At 61.5% G+C, this 26,323-nt stretch carries 29 protein-coding genes; 15 read left to right on the plus strand and 14 right to left on the minus strand.

Annotation, left to right across the window (positions count from 1 at the left end):
- Positions 1–116: 116 nt before the first annotated feature.
- Complete coding sequence (locus tag AC1DPR_RS23715) at positions 117–506, minus strand: DUF930 domain-containing protein (RefSeq protein WP_018116560.1); 390 nt, start codon at positions 504–506, stop codon at positions 117–119.
- A gap of 236 nt (positions 507–742) precedes the next feature.
- Here AC1DPR_RS23715 and AC1DPR_RS23720 point away from each other — a divergent pair, with 236 nt between their 5' ends.
- Both AC1DPR_RS23720 and AC1DPR_RS23725 read left to right on the plus strand, forming a co-directional pair.
- Positions 743–2,851 carry a S9 family peptidase gene (locus AC1DPR_RS23720; protein WP_018859466.1) on the plus strand — a complete coding sequence of 703 codons (2,109 nt, stop codon included), beginning with the start codon at positions 743–745 and terminating at the stop codon, positions 2,849–2,851.
- A 16-nt stretch (positions 2,852–2,867) separates the two neighbouring features.
- Complete coding sequence (locus tag AC1DPR_RS23725) at positions 2,868–3,392, plus strand: DUF1697 domain-containing protein (RefSeq protein WP_113471764.1); 525 nt, start codon at positions 2,868–2,870, stop codon at positions 3,390–3,392.
- Between the two features lie 6 nt (positions 3,393–3,398).
- Here the strand turns inward: AC1DPR_RS23725 and AC1DPR_RS23730 are convergent, their stop codons facing one another.
- Positions 3,399–4,022 carry a TetR/AcrR family transcriptional regulator gene (locus tag AC1DPR_RS23730; RefSeq protein ID WP_026372089.1) on the minus strand — a complete coding sequence of 208 codons (624 nt, stop codon included), beginning with the start codon at positions 4,020–4,022 and terminating at the stop codon, positions 3,399–3,401.
- A 200-nt stretch (positions 4,023–4,222) separates the two neighbouring features.
- On the opposite strand from AC1DPR_RS23730, the gene AC1DPR_RS23735 reads away from it, so the two are divergent.
- The gene (locus tag AC1DPR_RS23735; protein ID WP_113471765.1) at positions 4,223–5,179 is read left to right on the plus strand and encodes a homocysteine S-methyltransferase family protein; all 957 of its coding nucleotides are present in this window, start codon (positions 4,223–4,225) and stop codon (positions 5,177–5,179) included.
- Between the two features lie 25 nt (positions 5,180–5,204).
- Here the strand turns inward: AC1DPR_RS23735 and AC1DPR_RS23740 are convergent, their stop codons facing one another.
- The gene (locus AC1DPR_RS23740; protein ID WP_113471766.1) at positions 5,205–6,656 is read right to left on the minus strand and encodes a DHA2 family efflux MFS transporter permease subunit; all 1,452 of its coding nucleotides are present in this window, start codon (positions 6,654–6,656) and stop codon (positions 5,205–5,207) included.
- 247 nt (positions 6,657–6,903) lie between these two features.
- Between AC1DPR_RS23740 and AC1DPR_RS23745 the strand changes: the two genes are divergently transcribed.
- From AC1DPR_RS23745 to AC1DPR_RS23760, 4 genes are all read left to right on the plus strand, one after another.
- A complete protein-coding gene (locus AC1DPR_RS23745; RefSeq protein WP_025661049.1) occupies positions 6,904–8,406 on the plus strand; it encodes a protein adenylyltransferase SelO in 1,503 nt (500 codons plus the stop codon).
- Positions 8,407–8,534: 128 nt separating this feature from the next.
- Positions 8,535–10,874: a glucose/quinate/shikimate family membrane-bound PQQ-dependent dehydrogenase gene (locus AC1DPR_RS23750; RefSeq protein ID WP_113471767.1), complete on the plus strand. Its 2,340-nt coding sequence runs from the start codon at positions 8,535–8,537 to the stop codon at positions 10,872–10,874.
- Between the two features lie 115 nt (positions 10,875–10,989).
- Positions 10,990–11,448: a hypothetical protein gene (locus tag AC1DPR_RS23755; protein ID WP_113471768.1), complete on the plus strand. Its 459-nt coding sequence runs from the start codon at positions 10,990–10,992 to the stop codon at positions 11,446–11,448.
- 183 nt (positions 11,449–11,631) lie between these two features.
- Complete coding sequence (locus tag AC1DPR_RS23760) at positions 11,632–12,042, plus strand: PIN domain-containing protein (RefSeq protein ID WP_113471769.1); 411 nt, start codon at positions 11,632–11,634, stop codon at positions 12,040–12,042.
- 197 nt (positions 12,043–12,239) lie between these two features.
- On the opposite strand, the gene bla is transcribed toward AC1DPR_RS23760, so the two are convergent.
- From bla to dmeR, 3 genes are all read right to left on the minus strand, one after another.
- Positions 12,240–13,130: a class A beta-lactamase gene (gene bla / locus AC1DPR_RS23765; protein WP_018859474.1), complete on the minus strand. Its 891-nt coding sequence runs from the start codon at positions 13,128–13,130 to the stop codon at positions 12,240–12,242.
- Positions 13,131–13,197: 67 nt separating this feature from the next.
- Entirely contained in the window at positions 13,198–14,175 is a 978-nt protein-coding gene (gene dmeF / locus AC1DPR_RS23770) for a CDF family Co(II)/Ni(II) efflux transporter DmeF (RefSeq protein WP_477817247.1), read from the minus strand.
- 24 nt (positions 14,176–14,199) lie between these two features.
- Complete coding sequence (gene dmeR, locus AC1DPR_RS23775; protein ID WP_018116571.1) at positions 14,200–14,472, minus strand: Ni(II)/Co(II)-sensing transcriptional repressor DmeR; 273 nt, start codon at positions 14,470–14,472, stop codon at positions 14,200–14,202.
- A 51-nt stretch (positions 14,473–14,523) separates the two neighbouring features.
- Here dmeR and AC1DPR_RS23780 point away from each other — a divergent pair, with 51 nt between their 5' ends.
- The 3 genes from AC1DPR_RS23780 to AC1DPR_RS23790 are packed head-to-tail and all read left to right on the plus strand — an operon-like array spanning position 14,524 to position 15,995.
- Positions 14,524–14,850, plus strand: coding sequence for a hypothetical protein (locus tag AC1DPR_RS23780; RefSeq protein ID WP_113471771.1), 327 nt, complete (start codon positions 14,524–14,526; stop codon positions 14,848–14,850).
- 31 nt (positions 14,851–14,881) lie between these two features.
- Positions 14,882–15,376, plus strand: a complete 495-nt coding sequence (locus tag AC1DPR_RS23785) for a GNAT family N-acetyltransferase (RefSeq protein ID WP_018116573.1) — start codon at positions 14,882–14,884, stop codon at positions 15,374–15,376.
- Positions 15,377–15,416: 40 nt separating this feature from the next.
- The gene (locus AC1DPR_RS23790) at positions 15,417–15,995 is read left to right on the plus strand and encodes a type 1 glutamine amidotransferase family protein (RefSeq protein WP_018859477.1); all 579 of its coding nucleotides are present in this window, start codon (positions 15,417–15,419) and stop codon (positions 15,993–15,995) included.
- Between the two features lie 18 nt (positions 15,996–16,013).
- On the opposite strand, the gene AC1DPR_RS23795 is transcribed toward AC1DPR_RS23790, so the two are convergent.
- From AC1DPR_RS23795 to AC1DPR_RS23810, 4 genes are all read right to left on the minus strand, one after another.
- Positions 16,014–16,979, minus strand: coding sequence for a phytanoyl-CoA dioxygenase family protein (locus tag AC1DPR_RS23795; RefSeq protein ID WP_018859478.1), 966 nt, complete (start codon positions 16,977–16,979; stop codon positions 16,014–16,016).
- A 128-nt stretch (positions 16,980–17,107) separates the two neighbouring features.
- Positions 17,108–18,025: a c-type cytochrome gene (locus AC1DPR_RS23800; protein WP_113471772.1), complete on the minus strand. Its 918-nt coding sequence runs from the start codon at positions 18,023–18,025 to the stop codon at positions 17,108–17,110.
- Positions 18,026–18,122: 97 nt separating this feature from the next.
- On the minus strand, positions 18,123–18,572 hold the full coding sequence (locus tag AC1DPR_RS23805) for a c-type cytochrome (protein ID WP_018116350.1): 450 nt from the start codon (positions 18,570–18,572) through the stop codon (positions 18,123–18,125).
- A 144-nt stretch (positions 18,573–18,716) separates the two neighbouring features.
- Positions 18,717–19,355, minus strand: coding sequence for a LysE family translocator (locus AC1DPR_RS23810; protein ID WP_018859480.1), 639 nt, complete (start codon positions 19,353–19,355; stop codon positions 18,717–18,719).
- A gap of 129 nt (positions 19,356–19,484) precedes the next feature.
- On the opposite strand from AC1DPR_RS23810, the gene AC1DPR_RS23815 reads away from it, so the two are divergent.
- Positions 19,485–20,186 carry a helix-turn-helix transcriptional regulator gene (locus AC1DPR_RS23815; RefSeq protein WP_018859481.1) on the plus strand — a complete coding sequence of 234 codons (702 nt, stop codon included), beginning with the start codon at positions 19,485–19,487 and terminating at the stop codon, positions 20,184–20,186.
- Between the two features lie 70 nt (positions 20,187–20,256).
- On the opposite strand, the gene AC1DPR_RS23820 is transcribed toward AC1DPR_RS23815, so the two are convergent.
- Both AC1DPR_RS23820 and xth read right to left on the minus strand, forming a co-directional pair.
- Entirely contained in the window at positions 20,257–20,526 is a 270-nt protein-coding gene (locus AC1DPR_RS23820) for a hypothetical protein (protein WP_113471774.1), read from the minus strand.
- A 31-nt stretch (positions 20,527–20,557) separates the two neighbouring features.
- Entirely contained in the window at positions 20,558–21,352 is a 795-nt protein-coding gene (gene xth / locus AC1DPR_RS23825; protein WP_018859483.1) for an exodeoxyribonuclease III, read from the minus strand.
- A 193-nt stretch (positions 21,353–21,545) separates the two neighbouring features.
- On the opposite strand from xth, the gene AC1DPR_RS23830 reads away from it, so the two are divergent.
- Both AC1DPR_RS23830 and AC1DPR_RS23835 read left to right on the plus strand, forming a co-directional pair.
- Complete coding sequence (locus AC1DPR_RS23830) at positions 21,546–22,100, plus strand: hypothetical protein (protein ID WP_113471775.1); 555 nt, start codon at positions 21,546–21,548, stop codon at positions 22,098–22,100.
- Between the two features lie 145 nt (positions 22,101–22,245).
- Positions 22,246–22,482, plus strand: coding sequence for a hypothetical protein (locus AC1DPR_RS23835; protein WP_018859485.1), 237 nt, complete (start codon positions 22,246–22,248; stop codon positions 22,480–22,482).
- Between the two features lie 47 nt (positions 22,483–22,529).
- On the opposite strand, the gene AC1DPR_RS23840 is transcribed toward AC1DPR_RS23835, so the two are convergent.
- Both AC1DPR_RS23840 and AC1DPR_RS23845 read right to left on the minus strand, forming a co-directional pair.
- Positions 22,530–23,381, minus strand: a complete 852-nt coding sequence (locus AC1DPR_RS23840) for a metallophosphoesterase (protein ID WP_113471776.1) — start codon at positions 23,379–23,381, stop codon at positions 22,530–22,532.
- Positions 23,382–23,488: 107 nt separating this feature from the next.
- Positions 23,489–24,091: a superoxide dismutase gene (locus AC1DPR_RS23845; protein WP_018116360.1), complete on the minus strand. Its 603-nt coding sequence runs from the start codon at positions 24,089–24,091 to the stop codon at positions 23,489–23,491.
- Positions 24,092–24,291: 200 nt separating this feature from the next.
- On the opposite strand from AC1DPR_RS23845, the gene AC1DPR_RS23850 reads away from it, so the two are divergent.
- Together AC1DPR_RS23850 and AC1DPR_RS23855 are read left to right on the plus strand one after the other, a co-directional pair.
- Entirely contained in the window at positions 24,292–24,621 is a 330-nt protein-coding gene (locus AC1DPR_RS23850; RefSeq protein WP_025661062.1) for a hypothetical protein, read from the plus strand.
- Between the two features lie 211 nt (positions 24,622–24,832).
- Positions 24,833–26,323, plus strand: coding sequence for a coiled-coil domain-containing protein (locus tag AC1DPR_RS23855; RefSeq protein ID WP_113471777.1), 1,491 nt, complete (start codon positions 24,833–24,835; stop codon positions 26,321–26,323).

Here is a 26,323-nt window from a genome sequence, read left to right on the forward strand (position 1 = left end):
GCCATGTGGTTTGATGCCGCCTGCAGTCGCTGCTGCGATTCGCCGCCGGCTTCAGCGGCAATTCTGATGCCTGAGGACTAAGGCTTCAGAAAGGCAACTCACGGCGCGCGCCGCGATCAATCATAGAGGTAATATTTTTCCCACTTCTCGCGCGGGACCTTTTCGCCAATCTTGTATTGCAGATCGCGGACATTGATGTGCTGCGGGCCGGTGATGCAGGTGTAGGAGAGATGATACCAGTCGCCCTTGCTGCGGAAGACCGCGCCTGGCGCCTCCAGCCTGTCGTCGCTCGGAACGGGATCCTTGAACGTGTAGGCGATGACCTTGTCGGGCTTGTAGCCGGTCTCGTCCTTGTTGATTCGGCTCATCGCCTCCGTGTCACAGCTCTGTTCGAGGCGGGTCGCGGGATCGAGCTTTTCGAGTTGCTTCTTGATGGCGGGATCGACTGCGAAGGCTGGAAAAGCAAGGCTAAATGCGGACAGAAGCAACACGAGACGTTTTGGCATTACGGTGGGATTCCTTTGCATTCTCATTCCGGAATCGCCTGTGGAGAACCGTGGTTTTGACGGTCGTACGAGGGGCGAATTCCGGGTGGCATAGCGGACTTTCTTAAACAATGTGGTGACATCAAGGCAACGTGAGCATTCCTTCGGTTTTGCCACAGGTCCGTCTTGGGCGCTTGATCCCAGGCATCCGCCTCTCTATCTCTTGCCCACCTGACATCACGTTTCCGGAGCTTTCCTTGACCGTCTTCAAGAACCTGCCGAACCCACCCGTCGCCGCCAAGAAGCCGATCTCCGATACGCGCCACGGCATCACCCGCACCGACGACTATGCCTGGCTGCGCGCCGACAACTGGCAGGCGATGTTCAAGGATCCCGCGATCCTCGATCCCGCGATCCGCCAACATCTGGAAGCCGAAAACGTCTACATGAACGCGGCCATGGAAGACACAAAGGTGCTGCAGAAGACGCTGTTTTCGGAGATGCGCGGCCGCATCAAGGAAGACGACAGCTCCGTGCCGATGAAGGACGGCGACTACGCCTACGGTACCTTCTTCGTGACCGGCGGCGAACAGCCTCGCTATTTCCGGATTCCGCGTAACGGCGCCGTCAAGGACGAGGCTATCCGCACCGTTCTGCTCGACGGCGACAAGGAGGCCGCGGGCAAGGCCTATTTCAGGCTCGCCGGCCTCGATCACTCGACCGACCACAGCCGCGGCATCTGGGGTTACGACGACAAGGGTTCTGAGTTCTATACGCTGCGCGTGCGTGACCTTGCGACTGGCGAGGACCTGGCCGACGTGATCGGGAACACCGGCGGCGGCGGCGTCTGGGTGCCCGATGGCAAGAGCTTCTTCTATTCTGCGCTCGATGAGAACCACCGCCCGTCGAAGGTGTTTCACCACATTCTTGGCACGCCTCAATCTGAAGACCGGCTGGTTTATGAGGAAAAGGATGCGGGTTTTTTCATGGGCGTCGGCGGTTCGCTGCTCGACGACTTCATCTACATCGACATCCACGATCACGAGACCTCGGAATACCGCCTGCTGTCCACCAAGGACCTGACGGCCGAGCCGAAGCTGGTCGCCGAGCGCGAGGAAGGCATCGAATATTCGATGACGGAAGGCGGCGACGTCTTCTACATCCTGACCAATGACGGCGACGCCAAGGATTTCAAGATCATGGAAGCGCCGGTTGAAAACCCGGGCAAGGCGAACTGGCGCGAGGTCGTGCCGCACAAGCCCGGAACCTTGATCATCAGCCACATGGCCTATGCCCGCCACCTGCTCTGGCTGGAGCGCAAGGATGGCCTGCCGCAGATAATCATCCGTGACCGTCGCACCGGCGAGGAACACGCGATCGCCTTTGCCGAAGAGGCCTATTCGCTCGGGCTGCAGGGGGCCGCGGAATACGACACCGACGTCATCCGCTTCTCCTATTCCTCGATGACGACGCCGTCGCAGCTATACGACTACAACATGGTGACGCGCGAGCGCACGCTGTTGAAGACCCAGGAGGTGCCCTCGGGCCACAATCCGGACGATTACGTCACCCGCCGCGTGTTCGCGCCCGCCTGGGATGGCGAACAGGTGCCCGTCACCCTGCTCTATCGCAAGGACACGCCGCTCGACGGTTCGGCACCCTGCCTGCTCTACGGCTACGGCGCCTACGGCATCACCATTCCGGCCGGCTTCAACACCAACTGCCTGTCGCTCGCCGATCGCGGCTTCGTCTATGCCATCGCCCATATCCGCGGCGGCAAGGACAAGGGCTTTGCCTGGTACGAAGACGGCAAGATGGAAAAGAAGACCAACACCTTCAAGGACTTCATTGCCGCCGCTGACTATCTGAATCAGGAGAAGTTCACCTCCTATGCCAACATCATCGCCGAGGGCGGCTCGGCCGGTGGCATGCTGATGGGCGCCGTTGCCAACATGGCGCCGGAAAAGTTCGCCGGCCTGATCGCCGCCGTTCCCTTCGTCGACGTGCTGAACACCATGCTCGACGACACGCTACCGCTGACCCCGCCGGAATGGCCGGAATGGGGCAACCCGATCGAGAGCAAGGAAGACTACGAGCAGATCGCCGCCTATTCGCCCTACGACAATGTCGGCGCCAAGGCCTATCCGCCGATCCTGGCGCTCGGCGGCCTCACCGACCCGCGCGTCACCTATTGGGAGCCGGCAAAGTGGGCGGCGCGGCTGCGCGAAAAGACCACCGGCTCGGCACCGATCCTGTTGAAGACCAACATGGATGCCGGCCATGGTGGCGCTTCGGGACGCTTCCAGCGCCTCGAGGAGATCGCCTTCGAATATGCTTTCGCGATCAAGGTCGCGGGCAAGATATAATCGGCTGGAGGAGCCCGTGACGGTCTATGTGGCGCTCCTGAGGGCGATCAATGTCGGCGGCACGGGCAAGCTGCCCATGGCGGAGCTGAAGGCGGTCTGCGAAGAGCTCGGCTTCAGCGACGTGAAGACCTACATCCAGAGCGGCAACGTGCTGTTTCGCGCCGATGCAGCAGAGGTCGAGGTCGAGCAGAAGCTGGACGACGCGCTGGGAAAGCTGCTCGGCAGGAAGCCCGGCGTGATGCTGCGCAGCCGCAAGGAGTTGGAAGCGATTGCCGCCAACGCGCCCTTCCCCGATGCCAAGCCCAACTATCTCCTGGTAAGCTTCCTACCGGAAGCGGCGCCTGATGATGCGCTGGACAAGATGGTGGCCCCCGATGGCGACGAGGCCGTTCTCGCCGGGCGCGAAATCTATGTCCACTTCCCTGTTGGCTCCGGCAAATCGAAGCTCAAGCTGCCGGCCTTGAAACCAGGAACGGCGCGCAATCTCAATACCGTGCGCAAGCTCGCCGAGATGGCGGCTGCCATGGAAGACGACCGCTAGGCCGGATCACTGGCGAACGATCTGCGGCTGAAACAGCAGCTTCACGAAGCTGCGCAGCACGAGAACCTGGTCGGCGAGCCCCTGCGGTTCCTTCAAGGCCTTCGACAGGACGATGCCGCCCTCGAGCACCGTCGAAACCATGTCGGCCAGTTGGTCGATCTCGATCGGTTCGCGCGGCGTGTAGACTACCATGATCTCCTCGAACATGCCGCGGAACCGCCGTCGCCAGGCGAGCACCGCCTGTTTGTTGGTTTCCTGGATGTCGCGGTCGAACAGGCGTTCATAGTAGCAGACCGTGGCCACGAGGCAGCCCGGATGGCCGTTCGGCAGGTCGGACAGCAGTTCGGCAAGCAGCTTTAGACCGAGCATGAAGGATTGCAGCGGATCTTCGGTCAGCTCGCGGGCGCGGGTGAATATCTCGTCGTAGATTCGTTCGTCGTTTTCGATGTACCGCTCGAGCAGCGCCTTGGCGAGCGCGTTCTTGTCCCGGAAGTGGTAGAAGAAGCCGCTCTTGGTGATGCCGGTCTCGGCGATCAGCTCTTCGATCGAGGTGCCGCCGAAGCCCTTCTGCAGGACGGCAGTTTCGGCCACATCCAGGATGCGGGTTCTGGTCTCCTCGCCCTTGCGCATCAAATTCCCTGTACCGCCGGTACGGTTTTTGCCCGCCAGCTCTGGTCTATATGGAGGCCTTTTGTCATCCGCCCCGCGGAAGCGGCTGAAATCAAAGGCAAACATCATGCGATGCCCAACTATACCGCAAGTCGTCTAGTTTCGCAGCCCGGAAGCGGAGAACTTGTTCGTGAGAATTGCTTGCACATAGAGGGATTGTCATGGCCAAGTACAGACACAGCCTGCCGCAACTCAAGGGCGGCGCATTCGTCACCGACGGCGGCATGGAAACGACCTTCATCTTTCATGACGGGCTGCAGCTGCCGCACTTCGCATCCTTCGTGATGATGGCTTCAGAAGAAGGCCGCGACCGGTTGCGCGCCTACTATCGCCGTTACCTCGACATCGCCCGCAAGCATGGCGCCGGCTTCATTCTCGACAGCCCGACATGGAGGGCGAGCCCCGATTGGGCGGAAAAGCTGGGTTACACGTCGGAGGCGCTGCATGACGCAAACGTTCAAAGCATTGCCCTGCTTGCGGGATTGCGCGAGCGGCACGAGGAGCCGGGGCGGCCGATCGTGCTCAGCGGCGCGATGGGGCCACGCGGCGATGGGTACAAGGCCGGCCGGATGAACGCGGCCGAAGCCGAGGATTATCACAGCGTCCAGATCGGCAGCTTTGCCGAGAGCGATGCGGACATGATCTCCGCCGTCACGCTGAACAACATCGACGAGGCAATCGGTATCGCCCGGGCGGCCTCGGCCCGGGATATGCCCTGCGTTATCTCCTTCACGGTCGAGACCGACGGCAAGCTGGTGACCGGGCGCAGCATGCAGGAGGTAATCGAGACGACGGATGCGGCGACGGGCGGTTCGGTGGCCTATTACATGATCAATTGCGCGCATCCGACGCATTTTGCCGAGGCGCTGGATCATCGCGCGGGATGGACAAAACGCATTCATGGGCTGCGGGCAAATGCCTCGCGCATGAGCCATGCCGAACTGGACGACAGCGAAACGCTGGATGCCGGCGATCCGGTCGATCTCGGGCAGCGGTACAGGGAGCTGATGCAGAGAATGCCGCAAATCAGGATCGTCGGCGGCTGCTGCGGCACCGATCACCGGCATGTTGCCGCGATCTGCGAGGCTTGCCTGCCGGCGCTTCCGAGTGCCGCGTGACGGTCAGTTCTCTGCCGCGTCGCGGTCAGTGTTCTGCGGTGTGCGCAGCCTTGCCGGCGTTATGACCGCTGATGTCGGCGCCGGCGCTGCGCGAAAAGCGCAGGTTCCAGAAGGTCGCCGTGATCGAGATCGCGGTGACGAAAAGGAAGGCGGCGGAGAAATCGTGGAGCTCCGGCGTCTCGCTGCCGTTGACCGTCATCGACGTGTGGAGCGCCAGCGCGCCGACGCAGATGCCGAGCGACAGCATCAGCTGCTGGAACGTCGTGTAGAAGCTGGTGGCCGAGCTCATGCGATCGCGGTCGATCTCATCGTAGGCCACCGTGTTGTAGGCCGTGAACTGGAACGACATGAAGAAGCCGCACATGACGAGGATCGCGAAGATCAGCCCCAGCGGCCAGTCGGGCCGGAAGGCGGCGCAGAGGGCATAGCCGCAGGTGGCAATGATGCCGTTCGCGACCAGGCTGTTGCGGAAGCCGAAACGGCGCAGTACGCTGGGTGCGACGGCCTTCATCGCCATCGAGCCGAGGGCCGCTGCGGTTACGAGCTGGCCGGCCTTGGCCGCCGACAGTCCGAAACCGAGCTGGAAATAGAGCGGCAGCAGGAAGGGCTGCGCGCCCTGCGTGATACGGGTCAGCGAACCGGCAATGACCGACGTGCCGAAGCTCGACACCTTCATCAGCGAAAAATCCATGATCGGCGCCGGGTGGCGGCGGGCATGCTTGAGATAGGCTACGCCGAAGAGCAGACCGACCGCGATGAGGAACAGCGAGAACGCACCCTCGCCCGGACGGCTCGAGCTTTCAAAACCGAACAACAGCGAGCCGAGCGCAATACCGGAGAGAATGAAACCAACCGTATCGAACGGGCGCTTCGCCTCGCCCTTGAAGTCCTCGATGAAGATCGAGACCAGGGTGAAGCCGATGATGCCGATCGGCACGTTGATGTAGAAGATCCAGCGCCAGTCGAGATAGGTGACGATCAGGCCGCCAACCGGAGGGCCGAGGATCGGGCCGATCAGCGCCGGCACCAGCAGCCACGACATGGCGTTGACCATGTCCTTGCGGGAGACGCTGCGGAGCAGCACGAGGCGCCCGACCGGCAGCATCATCGCGCCGCCAAGGCCCTGCAGCAGTCGCGCCAGCACGAGACAGAGGAGATTGGGCGACAGCGCGCAGAAGATGGAGCCTGTCACGAAAACGGCGATCGCCGAGCGGAAAACGGTGCGCGAGCCGAAGCGATCGGCAATCAGGCCGCTTGCCGGAATGAAAATCGCCAGGCTGAGAAGGTAGGAAGTCAGCGCGATGCTCATCGACGGGGCGCTGACGCCGAAATCGCGTGCCATGGTCGGCAGCGCCGTCGCCAGAACGGTGGCGTCGAGCTGCTCCATAAACATGGCGCTCGCCACGATCATCGCTATCACGCGGAAATTGGGCTTGGCGCGCCCGACGGCAGCCGCCTGATAGATCTGATCCGACATCGTCAGGGATCACTCGCAATGGCGTGGCCGGCGCGGAAGCGATGGCCGCGGTATGGTATGGCGTGATGCCAAAAGGGGATTAGAGATCCTTGTATACGCCCGCAAATGTGGCGTCGTTATGCTTATATGGAAAGGCAGCCGTGCCATCCGGGAATGGCTGGCTACTGAAGCGCCGCACGACCAGCCGCAAGCTCGGAGCAAGGGCTCCCGGCTTGCGTCATGCGCGCCGGAGCCCTACCTAAAGCATATGACCCTTGCTCAGAATGCATCCCCTTCGCGGCCCTTCGCCTTCGACAACAGCTATGCGCGGTTGCCACAGCAATTCTTTACGCGCCAGGCGCCCTCGCAGGCCGCCGAGCCGTGGCTGATCAAGCTGAACGAACCGCTTGCGGAAGAACTCGGCCTCGATGTCGAGGCGCTGAAGCGCGACGGCGCGGCGATCTTTTCGGGCAACCTCGTGCCTGAAGGCGCCGATCCGCTGGCGATGGCCTATGCAGGGCACCAGTTCGGCTCCTTCGTGCCATTGCTCGGCGACGGGCGGGCGATCCTGCTTGGCGAGGTGATCGACCGAAACGGCCAGCGCTGGGACATCCAGCTGAAGGGTGCGGGCCAGACCGCCTATTCCCGCCGCGGCGATGGCCGTGCCGCGCTCGGCCCGGTGCTTCGGGAATATATCGTCAGCGAAGCGATGTATGCGCTCGGCGTCCCGGCAACCCGCGCGCTGGCCGCCGTTTCGACCGGGCAGCCCGTTTATCGCGAGAACATTCTGCCAGGTGCAGTGTTTACCCGTGTTGCCGCAAGCCACATTCGCGTCGGCACGTTCCAGTTCTTCACCGCGCGGGGCGATACCGACGGCGTTCGGGCGCTGGCCGATTATGTGATCGACCGGCACTATCCGGAACTCAAGGACAGGGACAATCCCTACCTCGCGCTCTACGAGACCGTCTGCGAGCGGCAGGCGGCCTTGATCGCCAGGTGGCTGCATATCGGCTTCATCCACGGCGTCATGAATACCGACAACATGACCATTTCGGGCGAGACGATCGATTTCGGCCCCTGCGCCTTCATGGACGAATACCATCCCGGCACGGTCTTTTCCTCGATCGACCAGGGCGGCCGCTATGCCTATGCCAATCAACCCGGCATCGGCCAATGGAACCTGGCACGGCTTGGCGAAACCCTGTTGCCGCTCTTTGATGCGGATGCGGAAAAGGCCGTCGAGCTCGCCAACAGCGTGATCCAGCAATATGGCGAGCGCTTCCAGATCCACTGGCTGCGCGGCATGCGCGAGAAGATCGGCCTATCGACCGTCGAAGACGGCGATCTGGACCTTATTCAATCGCTGCTTGCCGCGATGCAGGCAAGCCAGGCCGACCTTACCCTCGCCTTCCGCCGCCTTTCCGACGCCGTCGGTCCAGGAGATGGCGAGGCACTGTTCCTCTCGGCTTTCCGGGAACCGGATGGGGCGCGCGAATGGCTTGCCCGCTGGCGCGACCGCCTGACCCGTGACGAGGGCCGGACCGAGGCCGAGCGCAGGGCGGCCATGCGCTCTGTCAATCCCGCCTTCATTCCGCGCAACCACCGCATCGAGCAGGCGATCAACGCCGCCGTCGAGGATGCCGACTTTTCGCTGTTCGAGGCGTTGCTTGCCGTTCTCGCCAAGCCGTATGACGACCAACCGGACTTTGCGGCCTACATGGAGCCGCCGAAGCCGGAAGAACGTGTGCTGCAGACCTTCTGCGGCACGTGATCGGATGCAAACCTATCCCCTCTGACACCTATGGTCGCAGTTGACGCCCATTGCGACCGCTCTATCTCGCTGATTAGAAGGCATTTTTCGCGCCTGACCGCACCCGGCCTCAGCGGGAGTTCCCCATAATGGTAGTAATCGTCATTACCTCCGTTCTTTTTATGCTCCTCGGCCTTGCCCTGGTCGGCGGCGGGCTTTGGCTCATCATCCTTGGCGGCAGCTTCTTTTACCTCTTCGCCGGTGCGATGTTTCTCATCACCGCCGTCCTGCTTCTGCTGCGTCGTGCAGCCGCCCTGTGGGTCCACGCGGCTCTGATCATCGTTGCGCTTGTCTGGGCGATCTGGGAGGTCGGTTTCGATTGGTGGCAACTCGGTCCGCGCGGCGGTCTGATCATCCTGCTCGGACTGTGGCTGCTGACGCCCTGGATCCGTCGGCCCCTCGGCTTCCAGAGTCCGACCGGGACGTCCTACGGGGCCAGCCACTGGCCGCTTACCATTCCGGTGCTGATCGCCATCGCCGTTGCGAGCTTCTCGATGACGACGGACCGGCATGACCTGCACGGCAACCTGCCGACCGAGGCTTCCGGCACGACGACATTCGGCGGCACCGTTCAGGACGGCGAATGGCACCAGTATGGCCGCACCCCATTCGGCCAGCGCTACTCGCCGCTCGACCAGATCAATGTTAGCAACGTCAAGGATCTCAAGGAGGTCTGGCGTTATCAGACCGGTGACGTGAAGCGACCCGATGATGTCGGCGAAACGACCTACCAGGTGACACCTCTCAAAGTGGGCGACACGCTCTACCTCTGCACGCCGCATAACTGGGCGATCGCGCTCGACGCGACGACCGGCAAGGAAAAATGGAAATACGACGCCAATTCCGGCATGAACCCTGACAGGCAGCACCAGACCTGCCGCGGCGTCACCTATTACCACGATACGGCGACGGCCGCCGGCCAGCCCTGCTTCGATCGGGTCTACCTGCCGACCTCGGATGCGCGGCTGATCGCTCTCGATGCGCTCGACGGAAAGGTCTGCACGAGCTTTGCGGATCAGGGTGTGCTGCATCTTGAGCAGGGCATGAAGTACAATCCGGCCGGCTACTACTATTCGACCTCGCCGCCGGTCGCGGTCGCCGGCAAGCTGATCATCGGCGGGGCCGTCAACGACAACTATTCGACGCACGAGCAGTCCGGCGTCATCCGCGCATTCGACATCAATTCAGGTGCTCTGATCTGGAACTGGGACTCCGGCAATCCCGATGTGACAACCCCCCTGCCCCAAGGCCGGACCTATACGACCAACTCTCCGAACAGCTGGTCGGTGTTCAGCGTCGATGACGGGCTCGGCATGGTCTACATCCCGCTCGGCAACCAGGTGCCGGACCAGCTCGGTATGAACAGAAGCGAGAACGTCGAGAAATTCTCCTCCTCGATCGTCGCGCTCGACATCAACACCGGGCAGCTGAAATGGGTTCAACAGTTCGTCCATCACGATCTCTGGGACATGGACGTGCCGGCCCAGCCGGTGCTCTTCGACATGAAGAAGCCCGATGGGACCGTCGTGCCGGCGCTGGTAGGCCCGACCAAGCAGGGCGACATCTACGTGCTTGACCGTCGTACCGGTGAGCCGATCATTCCCTTCAAGGAAATCCCCGCGCCATCAGGTGCCATCCCTGAGGATCATACGTCGCCGATGCAGCCGATCTCCGACCTCACCTTCTCGCCGCCGCCGCTGCAGGAGAACGACATGTGGGGGGTGACTCTGCTCGACCAGCTCGCCTGCCGCATCGATTTCCACCGATACAAATATGAAGGGCGATATACGCCGCCTTCGCTCGTGGGCTCGATCATCTACCCCGGCAATTTCGGCACCTTCAATTGGGGCAGCGTTGCTGTCGACCCGGAGCGGCAGATCATGTTCGGCATGCCGACCTATCTTGCCTTCACCTCGCGGCTGGTTCCCGCCTCCGACATCCCGCCGAAGGGGCAGGATGAGAAAGGGAGCGAACAGGGCCTCAACCGCAACGACGGCGCACCCTACGGGGTATTCATGGGACCGTTCCTCGGACCGCTCAAGGTCCCCTGCCAGGCGCCGCCATGGGGCTACGTCGCCGGCGTCGATCTTCTCACCGGCAAGATCGCCTACAAGCTGAAGAACGGCACCGTGCACGACATGACGCCGCTGCCGCTGCCGTTCAAGGTCGGCGTACCCGGCATCGGTGGCCCGATGCTAACCAAGGGCGGGGTCGCCTTCCTCGGGGCTGCCGTCGACAACTACCTGCGAGCCTACGATGTCACCAACGGCCAACAACTATGGCAGGCCCGTCTGCCGGCCGGCGGCCAGGCGACGCCGATGACCTATACGACCAGCGACAACAAGCAGTTCGTCGTCATCGTCGCCGGCGGACATGGCTCGGTCGGCACCAAGGCCGGTGACTATGTGATCGGCTACGCCCTGCCCTGACGCCTCGAGACCCATTGGATGGCCGCCACTTGTCCCGGCCATCCAAGCCCGCCGACACAAGCTCCGGGCAGGACTGCCGCGCCATTCTCCGCGCATTGCTCAAAGGAGAATTTTCATGAAGATCGGCAGCAGCATTTCCAGCACCTATGGACTGAGCAACCTCTTCAGCCAATCCGGCCAACGCAACAAGCAACAGACGGGTGATATCGAACTCAGCGTTCGCCAGAGCGGCGCGGCACTGCAGCCAAGCAGCACGCCGACGTCGATCTCCAGCACGATGTGGGCGCTGCAGAGCAGCGGCACCGTGACCATGGACGGCACCGAAGATCCCGCGAAAGCACGCCATGACGCTGTTGTCTCCGAGTTTACTGATCTCGCCGAACAGACTCCGGCGGAGCGGATCCGCGACCAGGTCCTTCAGCGGCTCGGCCTGACCGAGGACGATCTCAAGGCGATGCCGCCAGAACAGCGCGAGGCCATCGAAAAGCAGATTGCCGACGAGCTGAAGCGGCAGCTGACCGGCGACGGCGACAGCAAGGACCAGCCGAGCACCGACACGATCATCGGTGCCTAGATGCGGAGCTGGCGTAGTCGTGCTTTGCCAGCGGGTCGATCCGGCGGACCGTTTCTGACGACCGGAAGGCGGCAGAGCGGGCTCGATGACGGATTGGGGCATTTTTTGCTGTCGGCACTGGAGGGAGGATGATCTAACCGCACAAGCTGGATCCGCATCAATGTCCAGGGAGGGAAGATCGTGATGAAGAAGCGGTTTGCGATCGCGGCAGACGCTGCGCTCCTGCTCGCGAAGAACGCCGCAGAGGTCCCTGACAGCCACGCCTTGGTTGCCCCGACGCTCTTGCGAACCCAGGTATTGGCCCGCCTCTACTCGGCGGTTCGTAATGGCGATCTGGACAAGAGGGAAGCTGACGATCAGCTGGACTATCTTCGCGGTCTGAGAATTCGACTGCTCGGCGACCGCGTGTTGCAGCGGTACGCGTGGAACATCGCCAGCAAACTCGAATGGACGAATACCTATTGTGCCGAATACATCGCCGTCGCGCAGCTCCAGGCGGACGCATTGGTTACTCTGGACCCTGATCTTGCCCCGGCGGCGCAGTCCTTCGTCCGCGTTGCCTCGGTGGAGGATCTGCTCGCAACGATCGCGTGAGTATGGCGATAGGCGACAACAGGGCGGCTGCTTTCGGCGCAAAGCGGTCATGTTGAGTTGCCAAAGGACCAATGGCGCCACATTTCACGAAACCTGCCTGGCACAACGCTTCAGTTCGGCGATGAAGCCTTCACAAACTGACTCAGATCGATGCGACGGAGATTCACGTTCCGTAGCATCTCTTTGAGAGGAAAGCGCTATCCGACCATATCGGCCACGATCTTTCCGACCTCGGCGAAGACAGGGTTGATCTCGGAGACCGGCGCCTTGGCCTGCGTCAGGTAAGCCGCGACCAGGATCGCACCGTGACCGGGCGGCCAGACGACGGCGATATCGGCAGCGCTGCCGTTGTTTCCGGTGCCCGTCTTGTCGCCGATCTTCCACGTGTCCGGCAGGCCGGCGCGCAGCCGCGCGCCGCCTGTCGTGTTCGCCACCATCCACGCCACCAGCTTGTCACGCGACGGTTCCGACAGGGCCGAGCCCAGCGTCAGGTTACCGAGTGTGTCGACCATCGCGTCCGGCGTGGTCGTATCCTGCGGGTCGCCGTCCTTGGCTTCGTTGAGCGCCGTTTCCCAGCGGTCGAGCCGCGTCGATCGATCGCCGAGCGTGCGCAGCCATTTGGTCAACTCGGCCGGTCCGCCGAAGCTCTCCAGCAGCAGGTTGCCTGCCGTGTTATCGCTCAGAGTGATCGCCGCCTCGCAGAGTTCGCCGATGCTCATGCCCTCGCCGCCGACGTGCTTTTCCGTTTCCGGCGAATAGGTGACGAGCTTGTCCTGCTCGTAGACGACGCGCCGCTCGAGATTTTCCTGTCCCTTGTCGACACGCGCCAGCACCAACCCCGCAGCCAGGACCTTGAAGGTGCTGCAGAGGGGGAAGCGCTCGGTCTCGCGGTAACCGAAGGAGATGTTGGTCTCCGTGTCGATCGCCGACACGCCGATGCGACCGCCGATCGCCTTTTCGAGCGCGTCCATCCGCCGGTTGATTTCATCGTCGCTGTTTTCCGACCACGCAACGCGCGGCAGGAGCAAGGCAGGTGAAAGCAATGCCGAACCGAGAAGGGTCCGGCGACGGATCGAAAAGCCACGCATGAAAATTCCTCTGCCTCAAATCAACGAACACTTGGTTAGAGACTGATTGTGGCCCAGATGAGTCGCGTCAAGCGGCTGCGGACTGCGTGACCTCGACGGTGACATGCGAGAGGCCGGCAACGGGTCCGAGCTTTGCCTTGTAGAAGGCAGGACTTTCCGCCTGTGGGGTCACCAGAGCGACGATCGCGGCGTGGTGGCCGGGACCGACCTGCCAGACATGGAGATCGGTGATCCGCTCGCCGCCCGTTTCCAGCGCCGAACGGATCTCGTCCTGTAGATCTGCCTCCTGCGGCACGACATCGAGCAGCACGCGGCCGGACGACCGCATCAGGCCCCACGACCACTGGGCGATGATAAGGCCCCCGACGATGCCCATCAGCGGATCAAGCCAGAGCCAACCGTAGAGGCTGCCGAACAGCAGTGCGGTGATGGCAAGTACCGAGGTCAGCGCATCCGCGATGACATGGACGTAGGCGGCGCGCATGTTGTTGTCCGAGGCATGTGCGGAATGTGCATGGTCGCCATGGTGGGCATGATCGCCGTGATGGTGATGCTCGTGATGGTGGGAATGGCCATGGCTGTGGCCATGATGGTCGTCCTTCAGGAGCCAGGCGCTCGCCAGATTGACCAGCAGACCGACGACAGCGACGCCGATCGCCTGGGCGAAACTGATCTGCACGGGATGGGTGATGCGCAGGAAGCTCTCCCAGGCCATCAGGAGCGCAATCAGCATCAAAATGATGGCGCTGGCAAAGCCCGCGAGATCGCCGAGCTTGCCGGTGCCGAAGGTGAAGCGCGGATTGTGCGCCTGACGGCGGGCATAGAGATAGGCAACCGCCGAGATCAGCAGCGCACTCGCGTGGGTCGACATGTGCCAGCCATCGGCGACCAGCGCCATGGAGCCGTAGTAGGTTCCGGCGCCGATCTCGACCACCATCATGACGGCGGTGAGCGCAATGACGAACCAAACGCGCCGGGCGTTGCGGTCGTGGTCGGCACCCAGGAAAACGTGGTCGTGCTCAAGTGTTTGGGTCTGTGCGGCCATCGCACGCTCCTCATGTCGGTTGTCTCAGCGAATGTAGGTTCGCAGAACTTCGGATATTTCCTCGACGGCCTCCATCCGGGCCTTCTCATCGGCGGCATGCAGGACATGCTCGTGAAGGTGGTCGTCCAGCACTTCACCGGTCAGGCCGTTCAGGGCGCCGCGGATCGAGGCAAGCAGCTGCAAGATCTCTCCGCAGGGTCGCTCCGCCTCCAGCGCGCGCTCGACGGCTTCCAGTTGGCCTTTCAGACGGCTGACGCGAGCCAGCAGCTTCTTCTTCTGGTGCGTGGTGTGGGACATAAGCTTATCCATTTAGCATAGGGGGGTACCCTATATACAAATATCCCTGAGATGAAAAGCGACATCAACGGCCTCGCGATTTCGGCGCCAAGAGCGATCAGCGGCGGCGTACAGATCGGCATGACACTTGCCGATCTGGCTCTCGATGTCGGTGACCGAGCGATCGGACGGCTGCGTCAGGCGACGCTGTTCGCTTCCAAGCGCGAGCTCACAAAACCCATTGACAAACACCGCGTTCTGGATGATCTATCAACACATGATCAAGAACGCGCACATCACCAGCTCGTATTTTTGGCTGTACCTGTAAGGGGCGGCCGGACAGATCATATTGTCAACAAGCCGCCGTCAGGCGGCTTTGTTGTATCGGCAGCGTCCTGACGGCAGAACACCACACAGGGACGCGAAGACCATGCTTGAAATCGAAGACACCGAAATCTCATTGATCCGCCCGCCGGTGATCAATATCCGCGCCGCCAAGCCGCGTGACCTGCCCGAACTCAACGAAATGATCGGCCTGCTCGCCAAGCACCACGGCGATCCGGCCGCCTCGAGCCCGGAGCAGCTCGAGCGTGACCTGTTCGGTCCGGTGCCATGGATCAGCGCCCTGGTTGCCGAAAGCGATGAAGGCCTGATCGGCTACGCCATTCTTGTGCCGCTCTACAGGGCGCAGGACGGTGCTCGCGGCATGGATCTGCATCATCTCTTCGTGCGGGACGGCCATCGCGGCCATGGCGTCGGTCAGCATCTCGTCAACCGCGCCCGCGACACGGCCCGCAGTGCAGGCTGCGGCTACCTCTCAGTCAGCGCCGCCACCGGCAATGTACAGGCCCATCGCTTCTACGAGAATATGGACTTCGTGCCTCGCCCGGTCACCGGCATGCGCTATATGCAAGCTTTGGCATGAGCGGCATTGACCGCCCCGGACAGCCTGCAAGGAGAAACGGATGACCCGACTTGCAATCGTCCTCACCGATGGATTCGCCGACTGGGAGGTCGCCCAACTGACGGCCTCCGCGCGCTCCTATTTCGGCTTCGACGTGGTGATCGCAACGCCCGACGGCGCTGAGGTGCGCTCGATGGGCGGCATGCGCGTTGCGTCCGACACCGTCGCGGAAAACCTGCATGCCAATGCCTTCGACGGGCTGGTGCTGTGTGGGGGCACGATCTGGGAAACGGAAAAGGCACCCGATCTGAAGCCTGTGATCGACGACTTCACTACGCATGGCAAGCTCGTGGCGGGAATCTGCGGCGCGACTCTGGCGCTTGCGCGCGCCGGAGCATTGAATGCGACCGACCATACCAGCAACGCCGCCGACTTCATCGCCAGCGCGCCGGGCTATGCCGGCCAGGCGCACTACAAGGACAGCCCGCAGGCAGTGCGCGCCGGAAAGCTGGTGACGGCGCCGGGATCGGCACCGATGACCTTTGCTGCTGAAATCTACCGCGCCCTCGGGCACGCAGGCGACGACCTCGACCAATATGTCCTGATGTTCGGCGCCGAGCATCAGCCGAAGGCGGCCTAGGCCGACGCGCCGCTTGTCTTATCGAAGGACCGGCTCACCGTGGAAGCGGCGGCGTGAGGGCTTGGAAACACCGAAGCCCACCTCCATCATCAGACGCGGCTTCGTCTTGGCAACCGTGCCCATATGAAAACCGAAGGGATCCTCGGCGAAGCCGAAGCCGGCCGCGCCGGTCAGCGTCATCACGCTCTCCTTGCCGTAGAATTCGAGGATCTCGTGCGCGGGGTGGCCGACCAGAAGGGTCAACTGGTGCTTGAGGCGCCGCTTGTTGTGGCTGCCCCTGACATAGACATGCGGACCGGTGCCCTCGTCGACATCGACGAGATAGAAAAAGAACTTCAGCATCCGCCAGTCATCGAGATCGAAGTGATACTTGTCGAGCGATGCCAGGCTGCGGTCGGCTTCGCTTGCTCTCGTCGGAAAACTCCACCAGGTGCGGGTGGTGATCAGCCGGGCCTGCGCACCGAGATAGCAGCGCGCAATCTCCGACAGAACCGGATCGCGCTGGACAGCACGAACGGCTGGGCAATCAAGCGCTCGCTCGAAATGGTGGCCGCTCAGGATCGGTCGCCCCCATTGCTGCTCCACGGCTCGGCGATCGGACGCCAGGAACTCGATCTTGCGATCGAAATTTCCAAAGCATGGGGTCGCGCCTGCAAAGCTGGCGATTTCACGGGTGATCGCCTCGGGTAGGCTCAGGTTCGGAAATATCCCGTCGCGCCGCAGCGCCGCGACGGCATCTGCATGATTCACGCCCTTGAAGAGCGTCGGCAGATTCTCGATCGCACCATTGCTGCGCCGCGCGGTCAGCCAATGCACCTTGCGCGCCGGGACGGTGCGCGCCAGCAGGAACATCGGCAGCCAGGCAGGATTTTCGCGGATGTCGGCCATGTAGGTCGGCAACCGGGCGACCATGCGCCGCAATTTGCCGCCCTTGCGGGCAACAGTTTCGAGATCATCCGCAGAGTTGACCGACGTAACATGCATGCGGCTGTCCTTTCGGAAGACGTTCTTGGGCGTCGTTCGGAAAGCGAACCGGGGTTCGCCACAGGGCATTCCAGTGCGTGGAGCCGAGTGGAGTGCTGCAATGCGGCATTTTTGAGATATCGCTAATATTAATGGCTCGGAACCGCCTTCAGGTAAGCTGCGATCGCCTCGAGCTCCGGCTTCGGCAGACGAGCGAGGTTGCGCTGCACCTCCGCCATCGAGCCGCCTGCCGTATCGAAGTCGGGCGTGAAGCCGGTTTCCAGATAGTTGGCGATATCGTCCTGGCTCCATGAGCCGACGGTCTTCGAGCCTGGCGTAATGTTAGGGATGCGGCCCCGGCCTTCCGGATTCGGTGCTCCCGACAGCCAGGTGTTTGCCACGAAGCCGCCAAGCCGATCGCGCGGCGTGTGGCATTCGCCGCAGTGGCCGGCGCCTTCGACCAGATACTGGCCGCGCTTGACCTTGTCGTCGACATTGGCCGCGAGCACGACGCGCGGCTCGTCGTTGAAATAGAGGAACTTCCAGCCGCCCAATGCCAGCCGGATGTTATAAGGGAAAGGCAAGTCGTGCGGCGGGGCGACGTTCCCGCTCTTCGGCAGCGTCTTCAGATAGCCGAAGAGATCGTTGATGTCCTTGTCGCTGATCCGGGCATAGGAATTGTAGGGAAAGGCCGGATAGAGATGCTGTCCGTTCGGCGAGACGCCACGCTTCATCGCATTGCCGAACTGCGCCAGCGTCCATGTCCCGATACCCGCCTTCTCATCGGGCGAGATGTTGGGCACGTGGAATGTGCCAAAGGGGCTCTTCAACGCCAGGCCGCCCGACAAGGTGAGCTTGGCATCGCCCTCCGATCCCGGCGCGGCGTGGCAACTGACGCAGCCACCCGTCCAGAAGACCATCTCGCCGTTCTTCAGGTCGGGGTCGCCGAGGTTGGCCCAGTGGCTTTCGGGGAGCGCGTTGGGCGCGGTGATGAAATAGAAGACCGCCCCGCCAATGACGAATACACCGACGAGACAGAGCAAATACCGGACGAACCTGCGGATCATTCACCGCTCCTGTTGCCAACCGCTTTGCGGAAAACATAAAACGATCCGCACCGGCGGCAAGGCTGGCACGGATCGTTCGAGCAAAATGCCTGGATCGCTATTCGGTCTTTATGCGGAATTTCTCATGACAGCCGCCGCAGTTGCCGCCAAGCGTCTTCAGAGCGCCGCCGACTCCGGCTGCGTCGGTCGGAAGCTGGGCGAGAACCTTGTCGGCATCCGCTGAAAGCTTCGCCGCACGAGCCTTGAAATCCTCGTGATCTTCCCAGATCTTCGGACTTGCTGCCTTATCCCCGGTTTCGGTGCCTGGCTTGAATTGATCCGGGAAAACCTTTGCCGTTTCCGAGATCGTCATCAGGGCAGCCTTCACCGCTTCCGCATCATAAGGCTTCTCGCCCTTGGCGATCGCTGTCATTGCCCCTGCCGCGCCCCCGACCTTCTTCATCAGCGCAGAACGTGCTTCGTGCGTGCCGTCCTCCGCTGCAATCGCAACGCCTATCACCCCCAGACCGGCGATGAGCACTGCCGCGGTTATAGCTTTCAGTCTCATGTCTGCACTCCTGTTTGATTACCAAAGGTCCTCAAAGCCCCGGCTTCGCTGGACGGGCGGCATCATTGCAAATTTTTCAGACCAAAAAAGTAACAAGTGGGTGAGACATCAGGAAAGATGGACCGTCAGGTGGCGGCGCCCTCCTCATACGGACACGCGCCAGCCATGCCATGCCGTCAGTATTGAGACGGCGATCAGAAGGGCGCCTGCGACCCGTCCGACGAGGATCGTCGCCTTGGGATTGGACACCAGCAAAGTGCGGCTTCGCGCCGCTGTCAGCGCTAGAGTGCCATAGACAGCCGCTTGGGTCGCCATCGTCATAAAGCCCATGACCAGGCCCTGCGCCCAGATCGGTCCATAGATCGGCTTCAGGAATTGCGGGTAGACGGCGATCATGAAGAGATAGGCCTTGGGATTCATCAGGCAGGTCGCCGCGCCCTGGCGGAATGCCCGCCAGCCCGAGCCCAGACCGCCCGCCCCGACGGTCTCCACGGTGATCGAACTGCGAATCAGCGTGAAGCCGATCCAGGCCATGTAAGCGGCGCCGGCAAAGAGCAGCGGGTTGAACAGGGTCGGCAGGAGGACGGCGAGCACACCGACACCGATAGCGCCATAGAGCGAATGCACCGCCCCGCCCGCCACGATGCCGGCGGTCGCAGCAATGCCCGTGCGCCTGCCGCCGCTCAGGGAGTTGGCCAGCACGAACAGCATGTCCATCCCCGGGACAATGATGATGCCGAAGAGAAGGGTGAAGTAGAGCCAGAGATTTTCGCTGTAAGTCATGTCAGTTACCCGCTATCCAATTCAAGGTCGATTTCCAAGACCGTGTTGATTTTCAATTCGATAGGGAAAGCTATACGACTGCCCAACTGACAGTGTATTGTCAGGAGCCTGGACCAACGGAGGCGAAAAATGCGCAAGGCCTCACGGCTTTTCGAGATCATCCAGATCCTGCGATTGGCGACCAGACCGATGACGGCGGCGGCCATGGCGGAGACGCTTGAGGTGACCGTGCGCTCGATCTATCGCGACATCGCCGCCTTGCAGGCGATGCGGGTTCCGATCGAGGGCGGCCGGGGCATCGGCTACATCATGCGGCCGGGCTTCGACCTGCCGCCGCTGATGTTCTCGGTCGAGGAAATGGAGGCCATCGTCTTGTCGCTGGCTTTGCTCGATCGAACCGGCGACGAGGAACTCAAGCAGGCGGCCAAGGGCGTCAACCAGAAGATAACAGGCGCCGTACCTGCGCCGCTGCGCCAGGCGATGGAACGAAAAGCGCTCTACGCCTGGGGATCGGTTGCCCAATCTCCTGTCGGGCTCGATCTTGGTCTGGTTCGTCGCGCCATCCGCGACGAACAGAAACTGCAACTTTACTACCGCGACGAACTCGGCCGCACGACGGAGCGCAGGATCCAGCCGATCGCCCTCATCTATTACTCGCAGACCGCCAACATTGTCGCCTGGTGTGAGCTGCGTCAGGCAATCCGCAATTTTCGCAGCGATCGTGTGGAGCATTGCGAAGCGGCAGACGCCTATTTCCGAGGCGAAGGCGACCGGTTGCGGCAGCTCTGGACGAGCGAGTGGATGAACACGCCAGCCACTGCAACCACCTGAGTGGATGAAAGGTGCACGCCAGTGCTCTCCGCTTCCGCCCGAGTTTCACCGTCGGTGAAGTTGGCGCGAATCAGGTTTTGAACTCTTCGTCCAGGACCGGTGCGTCGGGCTTCTGCCGATCCAAACTCTCACGATAGCGGACGCAACCTCGGAGGAACTTCGGCCAGGGAGGCACCGCGATGTCGGGATTGAGCTTTTCCGGCAGCATTTCCCAGAGCTGAGGATGATGCCAACAGAGGTCGTGACCTGTGGCGTCGCGGTGTTTTCTGATCGCGTCGCGGAGGCGCTTCGCCTCCGTGATCAATTCGTTCCGCGACATCGTATCGAGGTCGGCATCCATCTTGCGTTCCTTCCAGTTTCATCGCTCGTGTTCACGCGTCGTCTTCGCGCTTGGGAACCTCAAGCTCGATCATCACTGGCGCATGGTCGCTCGTATGTTCCCAGCTCCTGGGCTTCCTGCGCACGCTCGCAGACTTGAGCCATGGGGCGATCATCGGGCTGAGCAGGAAATGGTCGATCCGGAGACCAGCGTCGCGTTCGAAGGAGTTTCGCCAGTACTTCCAGAAGGTATAGATGCGCTCGTTCGGATGCAGGTGCCTTACGGCGTCGGTCCAGCCTTGTGCGACCAGATCGGCATAGGCCTTGCGAACCTCCGGCCGGAACAAGGCGTCATCCAGCCAGCGCTCCGGCTTGTAGACGTCGATTTCCGTCGGCATGACGTTGAAGTCACCAGCCAAAACGGCCGGAATTTCGAGGTCGCGCAATTCGGCTGCATATTCGTGCAGCCGTCGGAACCAACGGAGCTTGTAATCGAACTTCGGGCCAGGGGCCGGATTTCCATTCGGAAGATAGAGGCACCCGACAAGGATGCCGTCGATGGCTGCCTCAATGTAGCGGCTGTGCGTGTCATCAGGATCGCTCCGAAGACCGCGCCGCGTCAGTATCGGCGTCGAGCCCCTGGATAGGACCGCGACGCCGTTCCAGCTCTTTTGTCCGTGCCAGATTGCGCCGTAGCCGGCCCGCTCGAGCGCACCGCGTGGAAACCGGGCGTCTTCCGTCTTCAGTTCCTGCAGGCATACGACGTCGGGCTTGTCCTCCTTCAGCCAGCGAAGAAGGATCTCGAGGCGTCCGTTCACGCCGTTGACGTTGTAGGTCGCAATCTTCAATGGCCGAGGCACGTTTCGATGGGTTTCGATCGAAGGGAAATGGAAAGCCAGACGCTAAAGTCCAGCCTCCAAAAAGTCCGCTTCGGATTGAATGGGCGACGGGATTGTTATCACGACCACGACCGCGCCTCCGTCGCCCACCGTAACAGCAAAATAGGATAGGGTGATGCGGGTCTATTGCGGAGGTTACGCCATGCCAAGTCCGTTCGAAGCCGTCAGTGCGTACTTCCATGCGAAAGACGGGAACCGGCCGTTCCTGATGCGCCACGCCTTCGCCGAGGATATTGCGCTGGAGATGGTGGTCAAGACCGACGCCATCTCCTTTCCAAGTTCAGCCAAGGGCCTGCCTGAGATCGAACAGATTCTCTGCCGGCGTTTCGCGAACGACTTCGAAAATGTCTATACTTTCTGCCTGGCTCGCCCCACAGACGCCAATCGACGCCATTTTCCATGCCATTGGCTCGTCGGCATGTCGGCGAAGAATAACGGAGACATCCGAATTGGCTGCGGCCGCTACGATTGGTACTTTTCCGACATCCAAGGTCTTGTCCAAAGGCTAGTCATTAGCATCGATCGGATGGAGATCATTTCGGCGGATCATTTGGGAGCGGTCATGGATTGGATCACATCGCTCCCCTATCCGTGGTGCCAACCGGAGGACATCGTCCAAAGCATGCCTAGCGTCGTCGAACTGGCGACAATCGCACATTATCTGCGAGAGATCAGATCAATTCCCCCGGACTTCTGAGGCCAGCGCGTTTGGTGGAGGCCCGCTATGTCTTAATTAATAGCCATGCTGCGTCGCAGGCAGTATTATCCATGATCGGTCGGCATCTGTTGGCAACGGCCGCTTGGGAGTTTCGTGCTTCTGCCTGAGCGGAGCATCGAATGAAATGACAGACCTATCAAACGTGATCTCCTTTACAGATGACATCAATGTCGTGTTCGAGGCTCTTTCGGAGTGGTGCTACCTGCACAAGAAAGACCCGAATAGCCTCGAAGGCTGCCGAGCAGCCTCAACGCTCTTCGATCTTTTCCAAGATGGCTGCGACACAAAGGACGGCCTTTTGGGCGCGATGGATCGAAGCGAGATAGCACAGCAGGTGCAGCAAGCCCTACCGATGGGTTGAAGGCGGCACCCTTTGCCGGCCCTATCCAGGCAACGATTGGCGGCAGCCTAGCGGAGCTTCAGCGTCCGGCTGTCCTCACGGCCGAAACCGTGAACTTCGATGCGATCGGCCCAGATTTCCACGATAGCCAAGGTATTCTCGGTCTCGGTATCGACCATTCCCTTGAAATTGAGGAAATGGCATCCCTCGAGCGTGCCGAAATTGCCGGCGTGGTTGTGGCCGCTGAAGTAGGCCGCGACATGTTCGTGCGCCGTCAGAAGAGTGATGATGCGCTCGCGGTCCCAGCTGTCGTGCGCGTTCGGCGGATAGACGGGGTAATGGTTCATGACGATAACCCGCTCGCCTGCAGCACGGGCTTTGTCAATCTGGTCGGAAAGCCAGGCGACCTGCTCGTCGCTCGGCATGGCGTTCCACTCCTGCGCGTTGATGGCGCCGGCTGCCCTAAGCTCGGCGAGCCGACGGGCGGCTATGTCCCGATAGGGATGCCCTTCCGGCGGCGCAAAGGTGCTGACCTCGTTGCCATCGAGAACGATGAACCGCCACCCCTGCCTGGCGAAGCTGTAGTAAGTCGATGCCAGACCGACGCGGGCGGCGACATCGGCCAACCGATCGGCTGCGACGGAAAAATCATGATTGCCGAGCAGGAAGAAATTTTCGTGTCTCAGGCGGTCGTAGACGGGGAGGATGTCGTCGAAGCTCTCGAAGTCCCGATCGATGATGTCGCCGAGCGTGATGACGAAGCTCAGTTCCTCGCCATTGAAAACCTCGACCGCCGCGGAGAGCTTGGCAAGGCTTCTGGCATAGTGGCGGTTCATTCCGACATGCGGCTCCCTCGCCGCATATTGCGGATCTGCGACGACGCCGAAACGGAGAATGGGAAGATCGGAAAAGGATGTCATGTCAGCGCTTTAGGCGCGCGGCATGACAAGCTTGTGACAGTCATCGAAAACAAAAACACCCGGCGTTTCGAGGCGCCGGGTGCTGACATCTTTTTTGTGCGAGCCGATTACTTCGCTGCGGCTTCGTAGCGCTCCAGGACGTAGTCCCAGTTGATCAGGCTATCGACGAAAGCTTCCAGGTACTTCGGACGCGCGTTGCGGTAGTCGATGTAATAGGAGTGTTCCCATACGTCGACGCCGAGGATCGGGGTCGCGCCGTGAACGAGCGGGTTTTCGCCGTTCGGGGTCTTGGAGATTTCGAGCTTGCCATTCTTGACGGAAACCCATGCCCAGCCCGAGCCGAACTGGGTCGTGCCGGCAGCGATGAAATCAGCCTTGAACTTGTCGTAGCCGCCGAGGTCGGAATTGATGGCAGCTTCGAGCTTGCTCGGCAGCTTGTTGCCGCCGCCGCCCTTCTTCATCCACTTCCAGAAGTGGACGTGGTTATAGTGCTGGGCAGCATTGTTGAAGAGGCCGGCATTGGTGCCGAACGACTTCTTCACGACGTCTTCGAGGGAGAGATCGGAAAGGCCTGCCTCTGCCGCGAGCTTGTTGCCGTTGTCGACGTAAGCCTTGTGGTGCTTGTCGTGATGGAATTCCAGGGTCTCCTTCGACATGAAGGGCTGAAGCGCTTCGTAGTCATAGGGAAGTTCGGGCAATTCGAAAGCCATTGTGGGTCTCCTCTTGGCAATAGTTTGCGTAATCGGCAGGTGAGGCGGAACATAGGAGCGCAAGCATGGAGAGGCAACCTGCGAAATATCAAAAAAGACGGGCAGAGAGGAAAAATTGCCTTCGCCAAGCACTTGGCTTTGCAGCCCTAAATCGCTGATCATGGGCGAGTTTTACAACAGCTGGAAGACGGGCTTTTCAGATGCAGAGGAATAAAATCCGCTTTTGCATACTTGCCATGGCAATCGCTGCGGCGGGAACCGCCCGCGCCTCCTCAGGCGACGCCTGGCAGGAGTTCGCGTCCGAGGTTGAAGCCAAGTGCAAACAGGCGGCGCGCGCCTCGATCGAGTTTCCACATGCAGTCGTCGATCCGTTCGGCAGCGAGCACTACGGCATCGCCCTTGTAACCGGCAAACCGAAGGGCGCGAACGGCTTCGTTAGCTACTTTTGCGTCTACGACAAGCAGACGAAAAGTGTCGAACTCGGTAGCGAGCTTGAGACGGACGGCATGCGGATTCTCCCTGAGGAATAAGGTCGCCAGGCGGCTGTTGCGCGAATGTCACAGGTCAGCCCCTCAAACCTGTTGATTGTCATCTTGCGTATTTTGACAGCGACCGCGCCGCCGTTTCTAGATGCACGCACAGCATGCGTGTACGGAATCAAGGCAATTTTCGATAGGTCGCTTAATTAGCTGAAATCCATATTTCGCCGGCGTTTTGACAGGTACTTTTGGGGCATAAGTCATGGTCATGAGTTTTTTTCGTCGCGCAGAAGACGGCGGCAAGTCGCTGTCGACAACAGGATACCGACCCGCTTCGATAACGGATCAACGCCCGGCCGCCGAAGAGCCGCTGCGCTATGCTATCCCTGACGTCAACGATTTCGCTGCTTTCGGTTCGGCACTGGAGGAAAACCAGCGGACGTCGGAAGACCTGCTGTCGAGCCTCACATCGCTACAGGAGCGCGTTTCCTCGCTGCTCGGCACTCACAGCCAGTCGCTGAACGAGACCGGTGCGCTCCGCGCCGAATGCGCGCGCATCAGCTCGCTTCTCGACTACGAAAGCCATGCGCGTCAAAAGGCGGACCAGGACAATCTTCGCCTGACTGCCGAGAACAAGGCTTTTTACGCCGACAACGCGCAGCTTCGCTCCGGGATCGACGCCTTCCGCGACGAGCTGACAAAGCTTCAGAGCGTGCATCAGGTCACGCGCGAAGAATTCACGATCATCGAAAACCGGCTGCTCGATGCCGAACGTGAACTGACGGATCGCGCCATCCAGTTCGATGAAGCCTCGACACTCCTAAAGCGCGCCCAGACGGAGCTCGACCAGCGCAGCCGCGAACTCTCGGCCACCCGCGAAAAGCTCGACAACGAGACGATGGCGCACCAGCTGCTCATCGAAACCTCGCGCCGCGAAAACGGCACCCAGGCGCGCGAAATGGCCCGTCTCAACGAGGAACGCAGCCATCTGAAATCCAGCCTCATCGAACAGGAAGCCCAGGTGCGCAACCTGCAGATGGCCGTTGCGAGCCTGAAGCAGGACCTCGCCCTCTTCGAGGAGCGCCACAAGCGGCTCGAAGTCGAGCACGAGACCCTGCAGGCCTCCTCGGCGCTCGAGATCGCCCACCTGACGACGAAGCACGAGGCGATCGGCTCCAAGGCCGAACTCGTGGAGAAGCTGCTCGTCACGGCAAACGGCCGCAACAAGATGACGGATGAGGAACTGCAGGCAGCCCGCGCCGATCTCAAGCGCGTCAAATCGGAACTCGTCACCGCCCTCTCCCGCTCGGAGCGCCTTGCCGAGGAACTGCAGCGCGCACGCACGACCGGCGCCGAGAGCGAGTCCGCCCGCCGCGAACTCGCCACGCAGACCAACGAGCTGACGCTGAAGCTGCGTGAGGCGGAGAGCCTGCGCGTGCGCCGCGACCGGGATGCCGATGCGCTGCGCCGCGACATCGATACGCGCATGGATTCCGATCGCTACGAAATCGGCCAGCTGCGCACCAGCCTGGAGATTGCCAAGTCGGAGATCCGGCAGTTGCGCGCCGAGCGCGCCATCCTGACTGGCCAGCTCGAAGTCGCACGCAGCGAACGGCCGGGCGTCGTGGTCCCCACCGCCGCCCTCGAGGAACGCGACGAAGTCCGCATGCCGGCGGCAGGCTTCACACCGATGATCGACATCTCCGAAAAGTCGTTGCGTGCGCCATCGGCCGACAGCACGCCCGCCGAATAA

The sequence above is a fragment of the Rhizobium sp. 01T417 genome (assembly GCF_056398905.1).